This is a genomic window from Gloeocapsopsis crepidinum LEGE 06123, from assembly GCF_015207655.1.
In the GTDB taxonomy this organism is placed as follows: domain Bacteria; phylum Cyanobacteriota; class Cyanobacteriia; order Cyanobacteriales; family Chroococcidiopsidaceae; genus Gloeocapsopsis; species Gloeocapsopsis crepidinum.
In genome coordinates, this window is the sequence record NZ_JADEWN010000055.1 from 19,848 (window position 1) to 42,357 (window position 22,510).

The 22,510-nt window shown below is 41.6% G+C and carries 18 protein-coding genes and 1 pseudogene; 3 read left to right on the forward strand and 16 right to left on the reverse strand.

What is annotated here, in order from left to right:
- Window positions 1–32: 32 nt before the first annotated feature.
- From IQ230_RS19250 to gatA, 7 genes are all read right to left on the reverse strand, one after another.
- Complete coding sequence (locus IQ230_RS19250) at window positions 33–2,840, reverse strand: Ig-like domain-containing protein (protein ID WP_193933871.1); 2,808 nt, start codon at window positions 2,838–2,840, stop codon at window positions 33–35.
- Between the two features lie 718 nt (window positions 2,841–3,558).
- Window positions 3,559–7,113 (reverse strand): DNA polymerase III subunit alpha, encoded by a 3,555-nt coding sequence (locus tag IQ230_RS19255; RefSeq protein ID WP_193933872.1) that lies wholly within the window; start codon window positions 7,111–7,113, stop codon window positions 3,559–3,561.
- 34 nt (window positions 7,114–7,147) lie between these two features.
- Window positions 7,148–7,372, reverse strand: coding sequence for a type II toxin-antitoxin system HicB family antitoxin (locus tag IQ230_RS19260; RefSeq protein ID WP_193933873.1), 225 nt, complete (start codon window positions 7,370–7,372; stop codon window positions 7,148–7,150).
- A 220-nt stretch (window positions 7,373–7,592) separates the two neighbouring features.
- A complete protein-coding gene (locus IQ230_RS19265) occupies window positions 7,593–8,366 on the reverse strand; it encodes a Type 1 glutamine amidotransferase-like domain-containing protein (protein WP_228055147.1) in 774 nt (257 codons plus the stop codon).
- A complete protein-coding gene (locus tag IQ230_RS19270; protein WP_193933874.1) occupies window positions 8,348–8,983 on the reverse strand; it encodes a Uma2 family endonuclease in 636 nt (211 codons plus the stop codon). The genes IQ230_RS19265 and IQ230_RS19270 overlap by 19 nt, the downstream gene beginning before the upstream one ends.
- Before the next feature lie 18 nt (window positions 8,984–9,001).
- The gene (locus IQ230_RS19275; protein WP_193933875.1) at window positions 9,002–9,883 is read right to left on the reverse strand and encodes an alpha/beta hydrolase; all 882 of its coding nucleotides are present in this window, start codon (window positions 9,881–9,883) and stop codon (window positions 9,002–9,004) included.
- A gap of 86 nt (window positions 9,884–9,969) precedes the next feature.
- Window positions 9,970–11,424: an Asp-tRNA(Asn)/Glu-tRNA(Gln) amidotransferase subunit GatA gene (gene gatA / locus IQ230_RS19280; RefSeq protein ID WP_193933876.1), complete on the reverse strand. Its 1,455-nt coding sequence runs from the start codon at window positions 11,422–11,424 to the stop codon at window positions 9,970–9,972.
- Window positions 11,425–11,705: 281 nt separating this feature from the next.
- Between gatA and IQ230_RS19285 the strand changes: the two genes are divergently transcribed.
- Complete coding sequence (locus IQ230_RS19285) at window positions 11,706–12,551, forward strand: alpha/beta fold hydrolase (protein WP_193933877.1); 846 nt, start codon at window positions 11,706–11,708, stop codon at window positions 12,549–12,551.
- 129 nt (window positions 12,552–12,680) lie between these two features.
- Here IQ230_RS19285 and IQ230_RS19290 read toward each other — a convergent pair whose 3' ends face one another.
- The 6 genes from IQ230_RS19290 to IQ230_RS19315 all read right to left on the reverse strand — a co-directional run bounded on the left by IQ230_RS19290 (window position 12,681) and on the right by IQ230_RS19315 (window position 17,093).
- Complete coding sequence (locus IQ230_RS19290; RefSeq protein WP_193933878.1) at window positions 12,681–12,983, reverse strand: DUF1816 domain-containing protein; 303 nt, start codon at window positions 12,981–12,983, stop codon at window positions 12,681–12,683.
- Between the two features lie 107 nt (window positions 12,984–13,090).
- Window positions 13,091–14,032 carry a 23S rRNA (guanosine(2251)-2'-O)-methyltransferase RlmB gene (gene rlmB, locus IQ230_RS19295; RefSeq protein WP_193933879.1) on the reverse strand — a complete coding sequence of 314 codons (942 nt, stop codon included), beginning with the start codon at window positions 14,030–14,032 and terminating at the stop codon, window positions 13,091–13,093.
- A 98-nt stretch (window positions 14,033–14,130) separates the two neighbouring features.
- The gene (locus tag IQ230_RS19300) at window positions 14,131–14,565 is read right to left on the reverse strand and encodes a Mini-ribonuclease 3 (protein ID WP_407646686.1); all 435 of its coding nucleotides are present in this window, start codon (window positions 14,563–14,565) and stop codon (window positions 14,131–14,133) included.
- 370 nt (window positions 14,566–14,935) lie between these two features.
- The gene (locus IQ230_RS19305) at window positions 14,936–15,280 is read right to left on the reverse strand and encodes an STAS domain-containing protein (protein ID WP_322742487.1); all 345 of its coding nucleotides are present in this window, start codon (window positions 15,278–15,280) and stop codon (window positions 14,936–14,938) included.
- A 221-nt stretch (window positions 15,281–15,501) separates the two neighbouring features.
- Window positions 15,502–16,674 (reverse strand): glutamine-hydrolyzing carbamoyl-phosphate synthase small subunit, encoded by a 1,173-nt coding sequence (carA, locus tag IQ230_RS19310; protein ID WP_193933881.1) that lies wholly within the window; start codon window positions 16,672–16,674, stop codon window positions 15,502–15,504.
- A gap of 119 nt (window positions 16,675–16,793) precedes the next feature.
- Window positions 16,794–17,093: a small RNA NsiR4-regulated ssr1528 family protein gene (locus IQ230_RS19315; RefSeq protein ID WP_193933882.1), complete on the reverse strand. Its 300-nt coding sequence runs from the start codon at window positions 17,091–17,093 to the stop codon at window positions 16,794–16,796.
- Between the two features lie 218 nt (window positions 17,094–17,311).
- Between IQ230_RS19315 and IQ230_RS19320 the strand changes: the two genes are divergently transcribed.
- Window positions 17,312–17,698 carry a hypothetical protein gene (locus IQ230_RS19320; protein WP_193933883.1) on the forward strand — a complete coding sequence of 129 codons (387 nt, stop codon included), beginning with the start codon at window positions 17,312–17,314 and terminating at the stop codon, window positions 17,696–17,698.
- Between the two features lie 142 nt (window positions 17,699–17,840).
- On the opposite strand, the gene IQ230_RS26880 is transcribed toward IQ230_RS19320, so the two are convergent.
- From IQ230_RS26880 to IQ230_RS19335, 3 genes are all read right to left on the reverse strand, one after another.
- Window positions 17,841–18,416 carry a hypothetical protein gene (locus tag IQ230_RS26880; RefSeq protein ID WP_228055149.1) on the reverse strand — a complete coding sequence of 192 codons (576 nt, stop codon included), beginning with the start codon at window positions 18,414–18,416 and terminating at the stop codon, window positions 17,841–17,843.
- Entirely contained in the window at window positions 18,416–21,493 is a 3,078-nt protein-coding gene (ppc, locus tag IQ230_RS19330; RefSeq protein ID WP_193933884.1) for a phosphoenolpyruvate carboxylase, read from the reverse strand. Before ppc ends, IQ230_RS26880 begins: the two co-directional genes overlap by 1 nt.
- 102 nt (window positions 21,494–21,595) lie before the next feature.
- Window positions 21,596–21,835: a hypothetical protein gene (locus IQ230_RS19335; protein ID WP_193933885.1), complete on the reverse strand. Its 240-nt coding sequence runs from the start codon at window positions 21,833–21,835 to the stop codon at window positions 21,596–21,598.
- Between the two features lie 281 nt (window positions 21,836–22,116).
- On the opposite strand from IQ230_RS19335, the pseudogene IQ230_RS19340 reads away from it, so the two are divergent.
- Window positions 22,117–22,510 (forward strand): annotated as a pseudogene (locus IQ230_RS19340) (photosystem II q(b) protein); the annotation flags it as partial.

Sequence of the window (22,510 nt, forward strand, 5' to 3'; positions counted from 1 at the left end):
TGAAGATTCTCCTTTAGCGATCGCTTGTTGTGTCAACTTACTTTCAACAGTGAAATCTGACCTGCAGCACCGCCCTGAATGAGTTCTGCAACGTACAAGTTGCCAGCATTTGTTCTTGTGTCTTCCACTAAATCCAAAGGATCGTTTAACCCAGAAACAATGCGGGTGACATTTCCTCTAGGAACGTTGCCGTTAGCACCTGGTTCTAGTGCCAATATGTCATTGCCGCCGCTGTACTGTGTAACGAGTAGCTTGTTTTTCAAAGCACCTCCAAAAGTATTGCTCTTGTATTCAATGGCACCATTGGGTGATTTATTGCGTCCAAAATCGTAAGCAAAGCCTGGGAAGTTAGGTTCTGGCTGGACACCGACAGGATAACCTGCATATACAGCATTGGTAACAGGATCGACGATTCTCACTACTTCAGCTGGATCGACGCCATTTGTCGGATTACCGCCATTGAGAATGTACTCTCCACGTTTGGGATTCGGATGACCGTAGTAACCGCCTTCTACTACTCTATATAAGTAGTCATTTTGAGCAGCAACTTTTTGTAATGCTTCATTTACCGAAGTTCTCGGGTCATTTGGAGTATTACCATTAGCACCGCTACCGTTTGTCGGTATGTATAAGCTACCGTTGCTATGCCAAACTAAGTCGTACGCATTTCGGATACCAGTAGCATAAATTTTGACTGGGGCATTAATGGCAAAAGGATTATAGTTTCCTTGTTTACCGCCGTAGTTTTCGGTTTGGACATTAAAGCCACCAGTCGGGGCATTTCTGTAAGGATCAATTTGCAAAACCGCAGCAGTTAACAATCTTTCAGGTCGATTTGCCCAAGCTGTATCTGGCGCACCCAACGCACTATTGCTACCTTGGGTCATGTAAAGTTTACTGTCTGAACCAAACGCGAGGCTATTGCTGAGGTGATCTTTGGCTGAGCGTGGTAAACCAACAACATAGTCTTGGATATTGGCATTAAAAGAGTTTGTATTGGAATTAAGAACCAGCTTGGAGATGGCACCTGTAAAGTCTTTTGCTGGTTGAGGAAAAAGTGGATCGTTATGCGAAATCCAAAGATTGTTGGGGTTGTTGGGGTCGAAGGCAATACCAATAATTGCGCGACCATCTAGCTTTGCTGGTGCAAAAGTCTGCAAATTTGATAATTGACCCGAACCTGTATCGATGTTCCAACGGCGGATTTTGCCATCGAGTCCAGCAGCATATAATTTGCCATCAGGACCAACAGTTAAACTTGCTAGTGGAGCACCTTGGTATACAGATTGTTTTGTAAAGTTAACTCGAAAGTCAATTGGGTTGGTAGTCGTGTTTCCTGTATTAAACGTGAAACTACTCGTGTTGAAGCTTGTACCCGATTCGTCTTTGACGTTGTTTGTAACAATGAAGGTGTAGTTAGTGTTAGGGGCTAAATTCTGACTAGGTTGGTAGACAATAACATCATTGCCGCCACTTGTTCCCACAAGTCCAGGAACTTGTTGACCATCTTTTGTTCGATACAGTTTTACAGTTGATGCATTTAAGCTATTAGCTTCAACACCTATGCCTGCACGCGCCAGCGCTACATCTACATTAATCGATGTATTGAGATATGCTCTACCCTGTGTATCGCGATCAACTGCAAATCCTGTAATGTTAGGGTGTTTTCCTGGGGTGATGTTAAAGATTTCGATGAAGTTGATTTTGGTGTTAGTTCCACCAATCGCATCAATTGTCAACCTACCATCGTTGACATTCACTTTAACGGTTTCTAGCTTGTATTCTTGCAGCGCATTGCTCTGAAATTTGTCAATTGCAGTCACGCCTTCAACGCGAATCGTATGCTTGCTGTCATAAACTCCATTGGGGTTTGGTTCATCACCAACGCTGACACTCACGCTGTACAGTCCATTCGGAACTGCCATTTCCCAAGCTGCCGCAGGGCTATTGGGATACTGCATATGCAGTAAGGTATCAATACGTTGTTCTACACCAAGGCGATTGCGATCGCGGGCAAATTGCCCAATGTTTAAAGGTGTACTTGTTCCATTTCTAACCCAACCATAGCCACGAACGTTATTGAATCCTGCGCCATTGTCTTTGACATAGCCTGATGGTAGATTCGCGTTGTTGGGTTGAAAGTTAATTTTGATCTCTTGAGCAATACTAAACTGATCGAATGCAACTGCGACATTGGGTGCATTTGTTGTAGAAGCTAAGATACCAGCCCTCGTGTTACCAGAATTAGCGATAAAGAAGGGTGTATTTGCCTTGATTGTGGCAGACTGATTGACGACAGTAGCTGGTGCTGTATTTGAATTAACGCGGTAAGCTGCCTTAAATGTTCTTGTATCAGGATCTCCTGTAAGAGATAGATCCAGCGTATTAATATTGCTCCAATTGAGATTAGAAATTTCTCCAATACTTGAGCCTACTCCGTTTTCTTCTTTGAAAAACTGAAGTCTCAAGCCATTCGCACCACCAGTATTGATGACAACAAGCTTGACATAATTATCTTGATCCGAGCCAAAAAAAACGCCGCCTTGCTGAAAGGCAGTTGCAAATTTAGTGGGCGATCCTTGTAACCGCGTGCTAATCGTAAATGGTTTAGTGTCATCAATTCCGCGCTGTAGTGCGTTTTTTAGTGAGTTGTTTGTCCAGGCACTACTACCCTTTGTTGCAGTTAGAGTTAGTTTTTTAGCGGTCGTGTCGAGATCAATTTGACTCGGTTGATATTGATCCCCACTGCTGTTAGGCTCTACAGATGTGAATCCGGTGCCTTGACCATCTTTATCTACAACTGTGTTAGGAATCGCGAAAGAAAAATCAAGGTTTAACATTAGAAATCCTTAATTATTTGACATAGCTAGTACTGCCAGACGCTAATAACGTAGCAATGTTGAATTGGGGCAGTACACAGAAGTAAGTAAGCCATACTTACACTTTTAAGAAAAGTAAGAATATTTCAGGTGTTAAGAGCTAATGTCTCATCGTGAATTAATTTGTGAATCTGCAACGCCTAATAGTGATTTCATGCAACTTTCAGCTGAACTAGCTCGGCTGAATTTCACATAACCCGATAGGACATACGTAGTATTTTTACGCGGATACTCCCCAGCACAGAAGTGTCTTACTTACTATCACAGAAATCTTTACCAAATCTTCATAGAATATGTGGAAATGCCTTGTCGTTCACATAAATCTTTATTAAATCTTTATACTTTTGGAGGTCAACGCCTAGTACCATCATATTTTATTTATACTATCCTAGTAAAATTACTTAATTTACTTTAATTAGATGTAATAAATATATCTTAAAAATGAAGTAGCTTAATAAAATATTTATATTTCTCAGGAGCTATTTAGGGGAATTTAAGGTTCATTGTTAAAAGTCATTAAGACTAATGGCTTGGAGCATCTCCCCTGTCTCAAGCACATCGAACATTACCATATCAGTCTCCGAAATAGCTGCAACAGATCATAATTTTCCCGTACTCTCTTTGTTCTACACGTGGCAACTCTGAAGAGAACAGAATTGAATCACAGAGAAAGGCAGCATTAAAATTGACTAGCAATTGGTTGAGTGTAAGCAGAAAAGCTTGCAGTTTTAAGCATTTCTACCGTTGCTTGACCATTTTGCACCCAAAACTGACGCCCGAAGCGGACTAATTGATTGCGATCGCCTGATTTTACTAGCGCCAAAACAGGAATCTTTGCCTTATCTTTCTCACCTAACTGTTCTTGTAAAATAGTTTTCAAGCGGTGTTGATAATCAAGAGTTGCCGCTTGCTGAGGATCGAGTTCCACCATAACTAGCTGCACAGTTTCAATTGATTCAGCATCTTCTACAATCAACTGAAGTTGGTCATCACGGCGATCTACTTTACCCCAGACGACCATTCTGGCATCAGCAACGAGTGATGTGCCGATACGTTCGTAAGCTTTTGGAAATACAACGGCTTCAGTTTGTCCAGTTAAATCTTCTATTTGTAAAATTGCCATGCGATCGCCTTTTTTAGTGACTACTGGTTTAATATTAGTCACCATGACCACGGCACACACCAAAGTACTATCTTTTTGATCGCCCAATTGCGATAGATTTATCGGCGATAAAATTTGTGCCCGAGAACGAAGAGACTTCAACGGATGATCGGAAACGTAAAAACCAAGTAATTCTTTTTCCCATCGCAGTTTTTCCATAGGTGGGTAGTCTGCAACAGAAGGGGCTTTGGGTGCTAATTCATAACTAGTATTATCGTCATTATTAGTTGTCCCACTCCAATCAAACAAATTAACTTGACCACTCGCACGATCTTTCGCACGCGATTGCGCCCAATCGATTGCTAACTCAAGGTCTTGCATCAGTTGGTTGCGATTAGCTTCGAGTTTATCAAAAGCACCGCAATGAATTAAAGCTTCTAAGGTACGGCGATTCACAGCACGCAGATCGACGCGATCGCACAAATCGGCAAGAGATTGAAATTCACCGCCCTCGTTACGGGCTTCTAAAATCCATGCGATCGCTCCTTGTCCAACATTTCTGACAGCTGATAAGCCAAACAAAATTTTACCGGCTACAGGTGTAAAATCCACCCCAGAACGGTTAATATCTGGTGGTTCAATCTGAATATTCATATTCAGACACGTAGAAAGATATTTTTGGAGCTTATCCGTATCACCGCTGTTCGCTGTCAGCAGTGCTGCCATGTATTCTACAGGGTAATTTGCTTTTAAATATGCAGTTTGATAAGTGACATAACCGTAAGCAGTCGAATGGGATTTGTTAAAACAGTATTCAGCGAACTTGACCATTTGGTCAAACAACTCTTCAGCGACTTGTTTTCTTACACCATTTTTAGCTGCACCATCCACAAAAGCTTCTCGATGTTTTTGCATCTCGGAAACTTTCTTTTTACCCATAGCCCGCCGTAAAAGATCTGCTTGTCCTAAAGAATATCCTGCTAAATCTTGAGCCATTTTCATGATTTGCTCTTGATAGACTAAGACTGCATAAGTTTCATTTAATATTGGCTCTAATAGTGGATGAATGTAGTCTAATTCTTCGCGACCATGCTTGCGGTTAATAAACTTAGGAATAAGCCCAGCATCGAGGGGTCCAGGACGATATAATGCCAAAATTGAAGAAATGTCTTCAATACACGAAGGCTTTAAATCGCGAACAATTTGCCGCATTCCTGAAGATTCAAGTTGAAAAATTCCTTCTAGTTCTCCTTCTTCAAGAACTTTATAGGTTTTTTGAACTTCTTGCGGCATTTTTTTGACTTCGCCCTTAGCTAAGATTTTTTGAACCTTTCTTTCTTCCAAGGGTAGATAGTCGGGATCAATCTCGATATTTTGGTTTTGTTTGATTAACTCGATTGTTTTCTGAATAAGAGTTAAATTCTTCAATCCCAAAAAGTCCATCTTCAGCAATCCCAGTGATTCCAAATCTTCCATAAAATACTGGGTGATAACTGAACCATCATTATTTTTTTGCAATGGAACAATCTCATCTAAAGGTTCCGAAGAAATAACAACTCCTGCAGCATGAACGCCAAAGGTTTTGTTAGTTCCTTCAATCCGAATTGCCATATCAACCCAGTGACGGACTTTAGGATCATTTTGATATTTTTCTTTAAACTCTGGTGCTGGAGTTGCATCAGAAATCATCACAGCAAGCTTAGTTGGCTTACCACGCACTACAGGAATTAGCTTTGCCATCCGGTCAGCCTCACCATAGGGAATATCTAATACCCGTGCCACGTCTTTTAAAACAGCTTTAGAAGTAAGACGGTTAAAAGTAATAATTTGGGCGACTCGATCTGTTCCATATTTTCGTGTTACATATTCAATAACTTCATCGCGTCTTTCGATACAGAAATCTGTATCAATATCAGGCATTGATTTGCGTTCAGGATTCAAAAAGCGCTCAAACAGTAATCCGTGATGAACAGGGTCAATATTTGTAATTCTTAAAGCATAAGCGACTAAAGAACCGGCTGCAGAACCCCGTCCAGGACCTACAGGAATCTGATGATCTCTAGCATACTTAATATAGTCCCAAACAACTAAAAAGTACGTAGAAAAACCCATTTGTTGGATCATCTTTAGTTCATAATCCAACCTTTCTTTATATGTTGGATCAATTTCACTGCGCGATCGCTTTCTGAAGCGTTCTAACATTCCCTCCCAGACGACTTCTTCTAGAAAAGTATCGGCGGTATGTCCTGCGGGAACTGGATAATTAGGAATTCGCGGTTCGCCCATGATATGGTAAGGTTCAACCTTATCAGCAATTTCCAACGTGGTGGCGATCGCTTCTTGAATCACATCATCAGGTAAATGATCGCGAAACAGCTGACTCATCTCTTCTGCAGATTTGAGATACTCTGTCCCGCTGTATCGCATCCGTTTATCTTCTGCAATGAGTTTTCCAGTTTGAATGCACAACAAAGCGTCGTGTGCTTCTACGTCGAAGCAAGAAATATAATGCGAATCGTTTGTAGCAATAAACTTAATATTTAATTCTCGGGCAATTTTAATAATTTCAATATTAACAATTCGGTCTTCTTGGGAGCCGTGGTCTTGAATTTCTAAATAATAATCATCACCAAATATATCCTTATATTCCTGTGCTACTTTCCGTGCAATATCTAATCTGCCTCGCAGAATTGCTTGCGGTACTTCTCCACCTAAACAAGCACTAGTAACAATTAGTCCTTCATGATATTCTTTTAATAGCTCTTTATTCACACAAGGGCGCGAGAAAATTCCTTTACCTTGAATACCTTTAAGGTGAGAAATTGTTGTTAATTTAACAAGATTTTTGTAACCCTTTGTGTTTTTTGCTAAAACAACTTGGTGATAACGAGGGCGACGTTTTTTCTCCTCAATATCTCCATTGATAACATACATTTCATTGCCAATAATGGGCTTAACGTTTTTGTTTCGGCAAATTTTAATAAGTTCGATTGCACCATACATGACACCGTGATCGGTCAGCGCGATCGCTTTCATGCCTAACTCATTGGCTCGTTCAATGAGTGCAGGTATTTGACTTGCACCATCGAGTAAACTGTAATCACTATGAATGTGTAAACCAACAAAAGACATAAACTTTATAATAAGAGAATTAAATAACTAAGATTTAAGCCACTTGAAACGACTTTCCTACAGTTAAAGGTTCTGGCAAAATTTCACCATCTTCTACTACTGATTCTACTAAAAGTTCTAAAACTTCTTGAGCATTTTTCAGAGCTTCTTTATAGGTGTCCCCGTGAGTGACTGGCTGCATCATATCTTTAAATTCAGGTAGGATGACAACAAAACATTGATCCTCGTCCGACCACTGAATAATAATAGTGTATTTCATTCTTCTATCTCCTTTTCACTTATTTGTTTTAATTAATTAATAGCTTGAGCAACTTGTCTTTCTAAATATCTTTTTTGCATCATTGCTATCTTTACCCGCTATAATTATTGCTTGAGATAATTGTGGATGTCTCTACTTAGTATGGCTACCTTTTGCAGGTTTGTATGTAAACCCTACTTTTAACAATATTGTTTTTATTTCTCTAATTTTCTTGGGCAGATCATGTAGCCTTCTGATTTTTGGCTAATCCAGCACCCAAGTCTACTGTTTCTAAAGGAGTTTCTTGAATTCCATCTTCCATCCTTTGCAATCGATAAGCTTTTGCATAGGGACGAGAACTAACAATCTGCTCTAGTCTATTTTCAATAAAATGCAGCGCCACGCCATCATCTGCAGCATATCCATCACTAATTTTTCCTGCTGATAGTAAACGATGGTAAGCAGGTCTTCTTTCTAATTCTCCATCATAATGCGGGCAATTGCTGCCCTGAAGCAAGCCAAGACAAGGTAACACGATTAATTCTCCAGGAAGCGAATCAGTAACTCCTTGCTCAAACCAGCAAATCGAACCCGCACTTAAACCAGCAAGGATAATACTACTTTTCCATGCTTCTTTGAGAATTTTGTCTAGTTCCCACTCTTTCCAAAGCGCCAGCAAGTTCTTAGTGCTTCCACCTCCTACATAAATAATGTCTTGCTCTAGAACTAAAGTCCTTAAGTCAACGTGTGGTGGTTTAAATAGTGACAGATGTGAGGGTGTGGATGGTAAAGTTTGATAGGAGGCGTAAAACCTTGCGATGTAATCTTCTGCATCGCCACTAGCAGTGGGAACAAAGCAGACTTTTGGTTTTTCTTTGTTAACTAAACTTAGGATGTATTGATCTAATAGCAGGTTCTCTGGTTCCATCGAGAAACCACCGCCACCCATGGCAATAATTTGTTGGCGTGACATGATGCGCGATCGCCTCTCCAAAATTACAAATGTTGTACCCAAGTGCGAAAAGCCTTGATTGCTGCGTTTCTTCCCTGCACCTTACTGTGGGCAATGTATTGGGGGATAAATTCTACAATTGGTAAGTTAGGGAAAATCTGACTTTGCTGTGTAGCAACATACTGCTGTTGCAGTACATATATTTGTAGCGATCGCCCATCATAAATCCATAACTCAGGAACACCCAAAGCTTCATAGCTACTTTTTTTAATTTCGGAAGCACTTGTAATATCAATTTCAATCGCTAAATCAGGTGGCGGGTCAACATTAGCATCAATTTTACTTTTACCTCTAATCGCTGCCTCATGCTGGATATAAAAGCAAGCATCAGGTTCTACACCACTTGCCATATCTCTACGTTTAAAAGTAGTAGAACCGAGATTTCTAAATTCAATATCAAGTTCTTCTAGTAAAATTTCGACTAGGTTACTGATCAGAATCTTGCCATCTTCGTCTTCTGCCAGCGGTATCATAATCTCCAGCATTCCTTTGTAGTAGGCAAGGCGAGAAGCACGAGAACCTAACTCATCTACAATCTGTTCAAACTCGTTCCAGCTGATGTTTCGTAGTAGTACTCTTTGCCCTGGCTTAACATCTAGTTGATTTAGTTGTAGTTGCATCCTTTAACTCCATGGGTTTTAGTGTTCCGCCACTTTCTGAGTTGAAACTTGTCGAACAAAGTTTTGTACCACTTGAAAATATTTAGAACCGGCAACTTCTGCAACATTATTATGTCCCGCACCAGGAATCAAAACCAACTGCTTTGGTTCAGGCGCAGCAGCGTAGAGTTGTTCGCTCATTTGCGCAGGGACTTGCCAATCTGCAGTACCATGAAGAAATAAAACAGGAGTTTGTAAAGCGGGTACTTTACTAATTGAGTCGAAGCGCTGACGCAAAATTAAATCAATAGGAAATATACGGTAGGCACGCTGAAAGTCAATCATGGCACGGATTGAAGTAAACGAGCTTTCGACAATTAATCCTGCCGCATTAGGTTGTTGTAGTGCTAGGTGAATGGCGATCGCACCACCCAAAGAATGCCCATAAATAAAAATCTGACTCGGATCGATTTGTTGCTGGGTTACAAGATAATCCCACGCCACTGCAGCGTCTTGATAAACACTCGCTTCAGAAGGAAAAGCCCCCTCACTGCGCCCGTAGCCACGATAATCAATTAGTAAGACTGAAAAACCCATCTGGTGAAACCGATGGGCGTGAGCAACATTTGCACCAATATTGATACCGTTGCCGTGTAAATATAGCAGGACTTTTCCGTTGGATTGAGTCGCAGGAATCCACCAGCCATGAATGCGTTCTACTTGTCTTGTGGTTGTGGTGACAGGTAGCCATACTTCTTGATAGCGGAGGTTAAAAAATTCTGGTGTCGTTTGAATGATGGGTGAAGGAAAAAAAATGAAGCGGGTTTGCTGAAAAAAGAGATATACGCTCAACCCGATATAAAAGAGTGCAGCAATTAACCCAGCACTCAGCAGCCACCTCAAAGATAATTTGTTGAGCATGGATACCCTTCCACTTGCGTATGGATGCACAACTTTATAATAAAAACTCACTGCTGTGCATCACTATACAGTAACTGTGGCGATCGCTATATCAACAATTTGGGAGTGTGTTTGTGCCATTCTGTAGCCTGCTCATAGGCATACGCAACTTGAAATAGCAGATCTTCACGCAACACATTGCCGATTAACTGTAATCCTATTGGTAAGCCTTTGTCATCAAAACCACAGGGAATACTTATTCCTGGTAAACCCGCGAGATTGACGGTAATTGTCATCAAATCAGTCAGGTACATACTTAGGGGATCGTCCGTCTTTTCTCCTGCCTTAAATGCTGTTGTAGGTACAGTTGGAGACACTAAAATATCAACATTGGCAAACGCCTTTTCAAAGTCTTGCTTAATGAGAGTGCGGACTTTTTGTGCCTTTAAATAATACGCATCGTAATAGCCTGCTGACAGGGTGTAAGTTCCCACCATAATCCGCCGTTTGACTTCTGTACCAAACCCAGCAGCACGAGTACGGTTGTACATTGAGAGGAGATTTTCGGCATCTGTCGTGCGGAAGCCGTATTTGACTCCATCATAACGTGCTAAGTTCGCCGAAGCCTCCGAAGGCGCAATGATGTAATAGGTAGGTAATCCATAGCGAAAGCGCGGACAGGAAATTTCTTGAATTTCTGCTCCTAAATCGCGAAGTTGCTCAATCGCTTTTGTAATAGCTTGTTCTACCGCAGGATCTAATCCTTCACCAAAGGTTTCTTTGATAATGCCAATGCGAAGATTCTTAACATCAGGTTTTAAAGCTTGCGTATAGTCTGGAACTTCGGCTTTGAGACTGGTTGAATCTTTGGGATCGTATCCAGCGATCGCACCGAGTAAAATTGCTGCATCTTCTACAGTGCGTCCAAAGGGTCCTATTTGATCCAATGATGAAGCAAACGCCACTAAACCATAACGCGACACTAGCCCATAAGTAGGTTTCATTCCAACAACGCCACAAAACGACGCTGGTTGACGAATTGAACCGCCAGTATCAGAACCTAGAGCAACAACACACTCTTGCGCTGCTACTGCCGCCGCTGAACCACCAGAAGAACCACCAGGGACTCGTTCTAAATCCCAAGGATTCGCAGTGACTTGAAATGCGGAGTTTTCTGTAGAACTGCCCATCGCGAATTCATCTAAATTCGTTTTGCCCACCATGACAGTACCTGCATCGGCTAGCTTTTGCGTCACGGTTGATTCGTACGGCGGTACAAAGTTCTCCAAAATTTTAGAAGCACACGTTGTCCGAATTCCCTTGGTACACATATTGTCTTTGATGCCAATCGGAATTCCTGCGAGTACCCCTATTTCTTCTCCCGCAGCGATTTTGGCATCCACTGCTTGCGCCTGTGCTAGCGCTGTATCTGCTGTCACCGATAAGAAGCTGTGTAACTTCGGCTCTAATGCTGCGATGTGCTGCAAAGCTTCTTGAGTAATTTCAACCGCAGAGCGTTCTTTGCTCACCAGTTGTTGGTGCAACTCGCGGATGGATGCCATTGTTTGCTCCTTTGACTTGTAATCCAGATTATTTAGTTTAATTCAGGACTTACGTAAAAAGTGACTCGTTCAAAGGTATCGGAGGTCAGGGATCGGAGGCTAGAGAACGATCAGTAAATCTTGTAATTCCTCTTTCTGCTATCTGTGCAAGGCATTCGAGGAATCCTCATCGATATAATAGCCTCTAGTGATATTTATTTTAAGTTCTATATTTTCTTGTCTCCCTGAACCCTGACCTCTATAGATCTTATAGTAAATATATTGCGGCTTATTTTTATCTAGTGTCTTTATCTCAAACTGCTCAACCAGTGAACCTCAACGTTCACATTCAAGGAAACGGTTTCCCCATTCTCTGCTTGCATGGTCATCCAGGTTCAGGGCGTAGTTTATCTGTTTTTACCAACCATTTGTCTCAGCGTTTCCGTACGGTTGCCCCAGATTTACGCGGATACGGCAGCAGTCGTACGCAACAAAATTTTTCAATGACCGATCACTTACTTGACTTGGAAGCACTGATAGACCGCTTGAAGATTCAGCGCTGTTTAGTTCTAGGATGGTCTTTGGGCGGAATTCTAGCTATGGAACTCGCACTCAAATTGCCCGAACAGGTTAGCGGGCTAATTCTCGTCGCAACTGCAGCGCGTCCTAGAGGAAATCATCCACCGATTAGCTGGCAAGATAATGTGTATACTGGTGTCGCATCTGTTATAAACTGGTTACAACCAAGTTGGCAGTGGAATATTGAGACTTTTGGTAAGCGATCGCTCTACCGCTACCTTATTCAACAACATTCTTCTACTGCCTACCGCTATCTAGCTACTGATGCGATCGCTGCATACCTCCAAACTTCTGCTGCTGCGCAACGAGCATTAAATACTGCTTTACGATCTGGTTACGATCGCTTATCAGACTTGCACAAGATTACTTGTCCCAGCTTGATGTTAGCCGGAGCAAGTGATTTTCATATCACTGCTGAATCGAGTCTTGAAACTGCACAATACCTGAAACATTGCCAATGGCACTGTTACCCAAACACAGCTCATCTTTTCCCGTGGGAAATTCCTCAACAGGTGCTGAGTGATGTTGACCAATGGATTATTCAACACCCAGAAGCGATCAAGAAGTAATTAGTGAATAGTTTTGAATTTTAAGTTTTGTTAGCGTAGCGGTGCGTTAGCACGTTTTGAATTGAAGACAATAACTCATAACTCTCTTAAGCTCAACACTTCACGACTTCCTACTTCTCCAACTCTCTTCTATATCTGACCGCTAAAAATTGGTGTGGCTTTAGGCTGAATCATATCTCCTAAGTCATCAGCAACTGTCAAATTCTTAGGTTTGCAGCGCTTGACTGCTACAGCGATCCCTTGTGCGCCTTCTTGTTCTAAATCCTCTAGATACCCAGCTTTGGCAGCATTTGCTTCCTTAACACTCAAGAAAGGACCAAAGTAATACGTGCAGCGCGGATTTTGTGTAACAATTTCTACCCACCAAGCCCAGCCTAAGCTATGAAAGAGATTAGTTAAAACTTCTTTAAAACTATTCCAAAATGTCTTCATGGTTTTTGCTGTTTTGTCAATTGGTTATAGATGTGACGCGGTCTGCTACTGCTTCTAAATACTTCACACTTTGTTATACTCTGTTACGCTTCTTTTTTCAAATTATCTTATTTTAATTTTTCTAAATGAAGCATATTTAACCATCGTTGGCGGTAAATTTCATATAGAGCCATTCCAGCTGCCACTGAGGCATTCAAGCTTGGGGTATTACCCAAAAGTGGAATCGACACCAGTACATCACAGCAGCGTTGTGTCAACAAACTCAAACCTTCTCCTTCAGCACCAATAACTAAAACAACAGACCCTGAAAATTGCACTGTATGGAGTGGTTGGCTTGCTGTTGCGGCTGTACCATAAATCCAAAATCCAGCCTCTTTAAGTTCTTCTAAAGCCCGACTGAAATTAACGACTCTAGCAACAGGAAAATTTTCTAAAGCACCAGCGGCTGCTTTCATAACGCTAGAGGTAATTCCTGCTGCTCGTCTTTGAGGTATGACGAGTCCCTGCGCCCCGATCGCCTCAGCCGTCCGAATAATCGCTCCTAAATTGTGGGGATCAGTAATACCTTCTACTGCTACGACCACAGGTGCCTCAGTTTTAGCTTTAGCTTTATCGATTAGTTCGCTTAAATCGCTATAAGCATAAGGCGCTATTTGAGCGGCAACTCCTTGGTGATTTGCATAATGAGTAATTTGATCCAAGCGTCTAGATTCAACTTCATCAATAACAGTACCGTTTTCTTTTGCTTGCGCAACTAACGAATGAAAACGGGAATCATAGCGCAGGCGTGAGGTAATCCAAATGCGGTTAAGCTGTCTTTGATTTTCTAGGGCAGCTAAAACAGGATGTCGTCCATAGATTAAGTCGTTGTCTTCTCTTGAAGTTGACTCTTCTGTATCAACGTTACGAATAGCAGATCTTGTAGGTGTAACGTCAACCTGCTTTGGAGATTTGAGCAAAGGTTTTGAAGTTGCATTATCCCTGATTTTTACTGGCTTACTTCGCTTTGCTCCGCCCGTAGATCTAAATTTCTGTGGTTTATTAGCCATTTATGTAATAGTTAAAATGTTAAATTTTGTTGGGCATCTCTATTATCTGAATCTAACCGACAATCTTAATCAATTTCGGTATAGAGAGATAAATTCCATTACTCATTGCTATGCTGCTCAAAGTCCAGTTTGTGTAGTAACTGAGTGAGACGCTGACAGTCAGTGAGATACAGGTAGCCAACTAAAGTTTCTAAACTAGATGCCTGTTGATAAATTTCCGGATTCACTCGCTTGGGAGGTTTGGTTGCAGCATTTCGACCGCGACGGACTATATCTAGTTCAGTGCTAGTAAGGTAAGGAGTCAGCGATCGCAAATGTAATGCCTGTGCTTCTGCTCTTACTTGTGCCACTACTAAACGATGATAAGCCTGGGAGCGCTTGGGTGGCAGTAGGTAATGACTCCTAATATAAAGCTCATAAACTGCATCTCCTAAATACGCCAAAGCATGGGGAGAAATTGCTTGTAACTGCGATAAGTCGTCAGCCAAGGCTGGTAGCAGTTGACCTAACTTAGCATTTAATTTACTTTCTATTATAGATGAGCCATCAAGTAGCTCTTCCTCCTTTGGGTTCACAATTGAGATTATCCTTGATACCTGAATCAGCAATCAAACCAAACTAAATCCTAGGCAGTCCCGCAATACAGCCAAGTTCATGCTAAATAATTGTTTATTATCCTCGATCCCCATTCCTTTACAAGGCTCAGGCGAGCAATTATTACTAGCGATCGTCTTTAATAATAATTATTAAGAGCTTTCACAGTCGTTAAGCTACATACTGCTTATTTACTTTTAAAATTTAGTCAACTAGCCTTGTAGTTATTAGCTGTCTATCAAAAAATTAAGCTACCCAGATAATACAACCGGATAGCTATGTGTTAGCTCTTCTGTTGCCAGGTCATGACTATTTAATATTTTCTAGAGCTACTTCCACTGAAGGTCGCAGGGAGAGAAATTGCTCTAGACGAACCAGCTTAACTGTTTGAGTCACGCGGGCATTGGTAACGATCTGTGAAGTGCCCTCAGCGTTTTGTGCCTGTTTTGCCAGTTGCACTAGAGCGCCTAGACCTGAACTATCGACGAAGTCAATCTGCGAGAGATCCAAAATGATGTTTTTTGGTCCTTCATCGATACACTTACCAATGACTTTACGAAAGGTGGGCTCAGAAAAAGCATCTAATAGACCCGTGAACCGGAATAATTGATAGTTATCCCGCACTTCGCGAGTTCCTCTCAAACTAACTGTAATATTTAGTGGCTCAGCAATAATACCCTCCTATCTAAACCTTAATTAAAATGTTTAAAGTCGAGGCTCAAGTATAAAATCTTTTTTGAGATCTTGTCTACTACCATGAGGGAGAAATTGGGAAACTGGGGAGACGGGGCAGTTGGGGATTTCTGAGATTTCAGTGTTGAGCTTAGAGAGTTAAGAAAGTTTTAATGCCTCTGGCACCTTTGTTCGCAAACAATTCAAGATTCATAGCTGCTAGTCACCCGTTCTTGTTTCGCCTCGCGCATCAATTTGACAAACTGCTCAAATAGATAGTCAGCATCGTGAGGACCTGGACTTGCTTCTGGGTGATACTGCACTGAAAATAAAGGCAGTGACTTGTGTCGTAATCCAGCGACGGTAGAATCATTTAAGTTGAGATGAGTGACTTCGATATCCGCATCAGGTAATGAATTAGCGTCAATCGCAAAACTATGGTTTTGACTGGTAATTTCTACACGTTGCTTAAGACCAGCAGGTTGATTAAGACCGCGATGCCCAAACTTAAGTTTAAATGTTTCTGCACCGAGAGCTTGACCTAAAATTTGATGTCCCATACAAATACCGAACATCGGTTTTTGGCTTGCTAACAGTGCTTTTGTTGTTTCAATTCCTTCTATAACTGCTGCGGGATCGCCAGGACCATTGGATAGAAAAATCCCATCAGGGTTGTATTTCAAAATTTCTTCAGATGGAGTATTTACAGGAACGACAACAATTCGACAGCCGTAACTTGCCAAGCGGCGCAGGATATTTCGCTTGACACCAAAATCAATCGCTACTACTGTCAAAGGTTCTGTGGCATTTTCTTGAGTAACAGGCTTAAATTCCCAAATTGATGTAGTGGGATCAGACCATTCGTAAACATTAGCAGTTGTAACTTCCCGTACAAGATTTAACCCTTTCATACTGGGGGCCGCTGTAACTTGCTCAAGTAGCTCAGATTCATCCAGAATCTCAGTAGAAATGCCCCCGTTCATAGCACCAAAAGATCTAATTTTACGAGTAAGAGCGCGAGTGTCGATACCATATATGCCTGGGATATTATGCTGCTTAAGATAATCTGGCAAGCTGTCAGTTGAGCGCCAATTACTGGGCTTATCACAGATATTACGAGCTATAGCACCTCGAATCTGTGGTCGATGGGATTCTTCATCTTCTGGATTGACACCAGTGTTACCGAGTTCCGGATAAGTAAAGATGACAATTTGACCGCAGTAACTTGGATCTGTTAAGACTTCTTGATAGCCTGTCATCCCTGTATTAAAAACAACTTCTCCTATTGTGGTTCCAGGAGCACCGAAAGAAAAACCACGATAAGCAGTTCCATCTGCAAGGACAAGCAGCGCTGGTTTAGCGTCAAATGGGGACATAAGCAATGAATATTCAAGGCTGACTGGCTATTGCTGGTAATTATGCCATGAGTCAACTACGACTGAGCATCGCTATGTAATAATGCGATCGCATTTCCTCAATTTAAGCGCCTAAATGACTACTTTACACCGTAGTAAAAGGCAATTTCTTTGTCTTTAAGCGGAGCAAAATCGGCATCAATCAGCATTTGATTAAGTTCTACCTGAGAAATATGCTTCGCACCAATTCGCACGATTCGCGATCGCATTGTATTAGAAACGCCACTACGCTGCCTACCTGCTTCTAGTGCCATAACTTGGCGATAGAGTTCTAGTTTTGCAGAAGGAATAGGAGTTCCATCAAAGTCAGTTCCTGAGGCGATGGCTACATCAACTGCATCTGCACCTGTCGTTTGATTCATCGAATTTTGAGAAGTCATGGTGATTGCTGTCATACTCTACGATTGCATTTTATCAGGAGCGATCGTTGCCATGAACTACTGCTGCGATCGGCAAACCCTAATTTGTTACCTGCAAGTACAGTAGTAATCAAATTTTAATGTGAATTTTTCACAAAATTGAGTAAACAAACACTTGCCACCATCAAAGCTTTTGATCTAACCTCTAGCCAAATGCATACTTTCACCCTCGTTTTTCCATGACTGATTTTTACGTTCCTGATCCACAAGACCGCTCTCTACAAAAAGCAATGACTAACAGACTAGTAGATGAGTATTTCGATTATTCCGAAAGTTGGTTAAGAGCTATTTTAAGAATGTGTATTTTTTCTCTAACTCAACTTGGTGGAAAAACTGCATTGCTGATAGAATGTCCCAATCAAGCAGTTGCCAAACGTCTGAGCCGCAAAACTTTTCCTTTAGAACAGTTTATGGAATACTTTTCTTCAAGTTACCCTGCGAGTAGGCGTGTTCTGATCTGCTATCAAGATAGTTCCCCTGCTACTTGGCAATGTTTTGATACAGAAAGTAATACTTGGAAAACATGGGAAAAATTACAAATTTCTACAGCATCTACAGACGGGTAAATTGATTTATATTATGATTGGGATGCTATATCTTAAAAATAAGAATACTCAATGTACAGTCGAGTGAATTGGAAATCTTTTTACTCGACTTAATTTGAAAGTTAGCTTTAACTAGTTAATTTGTAGTTTGAGAAGAAGTTTGCTAATAATTTAATTGTCTGTTGTGGGCAAAAGCGCTAATTTCTGCCAATAACTGACTTAATTGCTCTTGGGTCAACTGCTGTTCTAGTAGTTGCTTGTGTTCTGTAGTCGCAAACAATTGTTCTAATTCTTCTGCTGATAGCGTAACACTCTCAGTTTCAGAATCAGTACGATCGCACGTAGCTATTCTTAGGATAACTAGGATTAAAAATCGCTTCAATGCTGCCTTCTGAGTAGCATTTAATTCTATTTCATTAGCAAATAACTCTAATTCGGTCAACTCATCTTTATCATTTTTAATAGTTAGCTGCTTGTCACTGATTTTGGCAGTTCCTAAGAAACCAAGGATTCCACCTAAAAGTGTTCCTATGTACAATCCTGTAGTGCCACCTTGCCAAACAGCCCCTGGTGCTGCCCAAGCATAACATACGTTTTCCAAACCCCAAGGTTGAGATTGGCACCTTTGACGCTGGACTCTCAAGCTAATCCGACTACCAACATAAGCACTAACAGTTCCAACTGCCACGGCTACACAGGCACAAAACACAATTCGTTTTACTTGCCACAATCCTTTCATCAACCAGTGTTACGCATGCCAGCAGCAATGCCATTAATTGTAAGCAACGCTCCACGTAGCAACTCACCTTTACTGTAACGCGAGTGAATCACCCCTGATGTCGTGTTAGTGCATTGACGCAGTCGCTTGAGCAAAGAAACTTGCAAAAAGCCTAAAGGCACAATTGTTCCATTGCGTAATTGAACAGACTTTTGCAAAATTGGATCGCCATCCAAAAGACGTTTGTGACCAGTGATTGTTGAAACTAAGTCTCTTGTGAGGTAAAACTCGTTGGCAATTTGCTCAAACAGTCTTTCAAAGCGGGCTAAGTCCTCAGGTTGTGAGAGTTCCTGGACATAGTGCTTTGCCATTTGAATATCTACTTTTGCTAAAGTCATTTCAACTTTAGAAATCGCCATTTTAAAGAAAGGCCATTTGAGGTAGAAATAGCGTAGCAGCTTGAGGTGTTCTTCTGGTTCTTCGTTGACAAACTCTTGTAAGGCAGTACCTACACCGTACCATGCTGGTAGAAGAAAACGGCTTTGTGTCCAGCTAAATACCCAAGGAATTGCACGTAAAGAACTGAGATCTTTCTTTCCACCTTGGCGTCGAGCCGGTCGAGAACTAATCTGGAGTTGGCTAATTTCATCTATGGGCGTAACTTGATGGAAAAAGTCAATAAAGTCTGGTTGCTCATAAATTAAAGCGCGATAGTGACTACGCGATCGCGCTGCGAGTTCTTCGATAATTTCATTCCAAGGTTGAATATTATCAAATCCAGTCCGTAGCAAGCTTGCTTGGACAACGGCAGTTGTAATGGTTTCTAGATTATAAACAGCTAGTTCTGGCAAAGAATATTTTGACGCCAAAACTTCTCCTTGCTCAGTAATCTTAATTCTGCCGTTGATACTATGTCCAGGCTGTGCCAAAATTGCTTCATAAGCTGGTCCACCTCCACGACCAACCGATCCACCGCGTCCGTGGAAAATCCGCAACTGCAAACCAAACTCTTCTGCAATTTGCTGCAATGCTTTTTGGGCTTTATGAATTTCCCAATTACTGCTTAAAAATCCAGAATCTTTATTACTGTCAGAATACCCCAACATCACTTCTTGAAGATTGAGTGTCAGTGTTGAAGGAGGGGGCGGCGGTGCTGTTGTGTTATCTTCTGTTTGTGACTGTTGATATCCACCGGCAAGTAATGCGCGGTATAAAGGCAATTCAAACAATTGTTGCATTACCTTTGGTGCTCTGAGTAGATCTTCAACAGTTTCAAACAAAGGCACAACTTGCAGCGTACTTGTACCTGTTGCGGGATCGTACAACCCTGCTTCTTTAGCGAGAAGTAACACTTCTAGCAGGTCACTCACTTCATGACTCATGCTGATAATGTATGTTTGGCAGATGCCCGAACCAAACTCTTGCTGAAGCGATCGCACAACACGAAATGTTTCAATGACCTCAGTCGTCTGAGGAGTAAAAGGTAACTCCGCTGGAATTAAAGGACGACGAGTTTGTAATTCTGAAACCAACCAATCAACACGTTCTGCTTCTGATAGATCTTTGTATGAGCGAGGTGTGATTTGTAGATACTGTAGAATTTCATGCAACACATCAGCATGGCGCGATGATTCTTGCCGAATGTCGAGATGTGCCAAGTTGAAATCATAAATTTCTACTTGACAAATCAAATTTTCTAATTCGCGACAGCTTAAGCCAGTTGCTTCTAAATTTCGTTGAATGAGACGTAATTCTGCCAAGAATTCAGCGCTATAGCGGTAGATGCCTCGCGAATCGCTTTCTGGTTCAACAATTTCGCGTTGGCGTAAATCTCTGCTATACAAGCGACTGTTGCGATCGCGTGTATTTTCTAAACGCTTGAGCAGATAAGATAGCTTGAGACGATACGGCTCTTGTCGGTAACGCAGCGCTAGCGCCTCATAAACTTCACTCATTTGCGATTGATCTTGTTCCAGTGATTCGAGTAATTCTGGTAACACATCACTCCAGTGAAGCGATAAACTTAGTAAGTCAATCAAATGCTTCACTGACTGAATGTATTTTTCCAGCACCATTTGACGCTGGTAGCATGCTGTTTGCCATGTCACTTGAGAAGTTACAGAAGGATTGCCATCGCGATCTGCTCCTACCCAAGAGCCAAACTTACAGAAATTATGGTTTGGTGCCTCGAGTCGGGGAAAAGAACTTGACAATGCATGTTTAAAGCGCTGATGAAGTTGCGGAATCTCATTAAACAAGACTTCCTTAAAGTAGTGCAATGCATACTCTACTTCGTCTAACACTGTGGGTTTAAATTGATGTAATTCATCTGTTCGCCACCATAGACGAATTTCCTCAGTTAATTGTTCGCGTAGCTGGGTAGCCTCCCACGATGTTGCTTTATTCAGAAATCCTTGCTTTTCCTCTAATTGGTCTAATCTTTGTAACAACTTTGCCATGCGCCGCTGTTTTTCGCGAATTGTTGGACGCACGATTTCGGTTGGGTGGGCAGTAAAGACCATTCTGACATCTAGTTGATTAATCAGACGCTGGATTTGCTGGGGTGGAACATTTTGCTCTTTTAAATGAGGAAACAAAGTATGGAAGGTACTATGTTTTTGCTCTTCTGGCTGAATTGCTTGCCAGCTTTTTTCGAGCATTTCTGCTCCAGGTTGTCCGTTGATTGTGTTTTCCAGTCCTAGCGACTGCTCATCTACTGAATTGAGGGTTTGTTTGCTGATACTACTATTGTGCTGCGATGAACGAGCAAGTTGTAGTCGCTGCTCGTAGTGCTGCTCGACAATATTAATCAGTTGAAAATACAAGGCAAAAGCGCGTGCCGCTCTAATTGCTTCGTTTAGATCAAGCTGTGCAATTAACTTAGTGACTTCCGCCGCTTGGTCGTTTGTCGCTTGTCCTTCCGGCGAACATAGGTCGCGTAATTGGTTTAAAAGATTGACCAAGTCTTGACCACAATCTTGCCGCAGAACAGACTCCCACAAGTCCTCCACCAATTGGAGGCGTTGCCGGAGAAATAAATCTAAAGCCGAAGGCACAGTCAATGCCTCATCAGAAAAGAGGTGGATGAGCGAACTCATAGTGTCTGTTCAATTTTAAAGCCAGGAATATAAATAATTTTATGGGTTAAATTCCCCTCAAGTAGTTGCACAAACAACAAACTTTGGAATTAACTTATGCGCTCATTCAATCTGGGGTGTTTTTTGAGGTTCTGGAAAAGGTAGTAGTGGCAGGCGATCGCCGCGCAAAATTTCCTCTGCAGATTGTCCAACAGACTCTATTAATTCTGAATAGGCTCTCAGACCTAACATTGCTAATAAGACTGGTCCAGTGCCAATTTGTAACAAAACTTGAGGACTAAGACTAAAAAAGAATAAGTCTATATCCTGCTGTTGTTTCTTACCCTGATTCTCAAATGTCATTTTTGCTTGTATCCAGTTGAACTTAAATTTAAAGTGTTATTCGCAGTTTTGCTGAGGTTTTGGGTTGTACTCAACTTGATTGTGGAACAGTTGCCTTAGTTCTCGATCGCAAGTAGGCGTCCCAGCAACATATAAGTTGAAGTTTTACCTAATATTTAACAAATTAACTCTTTGGATATAGATTAATCTAGGTAAAGTAATGTAAATTATGAATACAGGCAAAGTTAATCTGTCTGATTATTCTTCGGATAACTCTTGTAGTTACAAAAAGCAATCATAGTATGACAACAACTCTACAAAGACGCGAAAGCGCTTCGTTGTGGGAGAGGTTTTGCAACTGGGTAACATCAACCGACAATCGCCTATACGTAGGCTGGTTCGGAGTACTGATGATCCCAACTCTCCTGGCAGCAACAACCTGCTTCATCATCGCCTTCATCGCCGCCCCCCCAGTAGACATCGACGGTATCCGTGAACCAGTAGCAGGTTCATTAATCTACGGCAACAACATCATTAGTGGTGCAGTAGTCCCCTCATCAAACGCGATCGGACTACACTTCTACCCAATTTGGGAAGCAGCATCATTAGATGAGTGGCTCTACAACGGTGGACCATACCAATTGGTAATCTTCCACTTCTTGATTGGAGTATTCTGCTACATGGGACGCGAGTGGG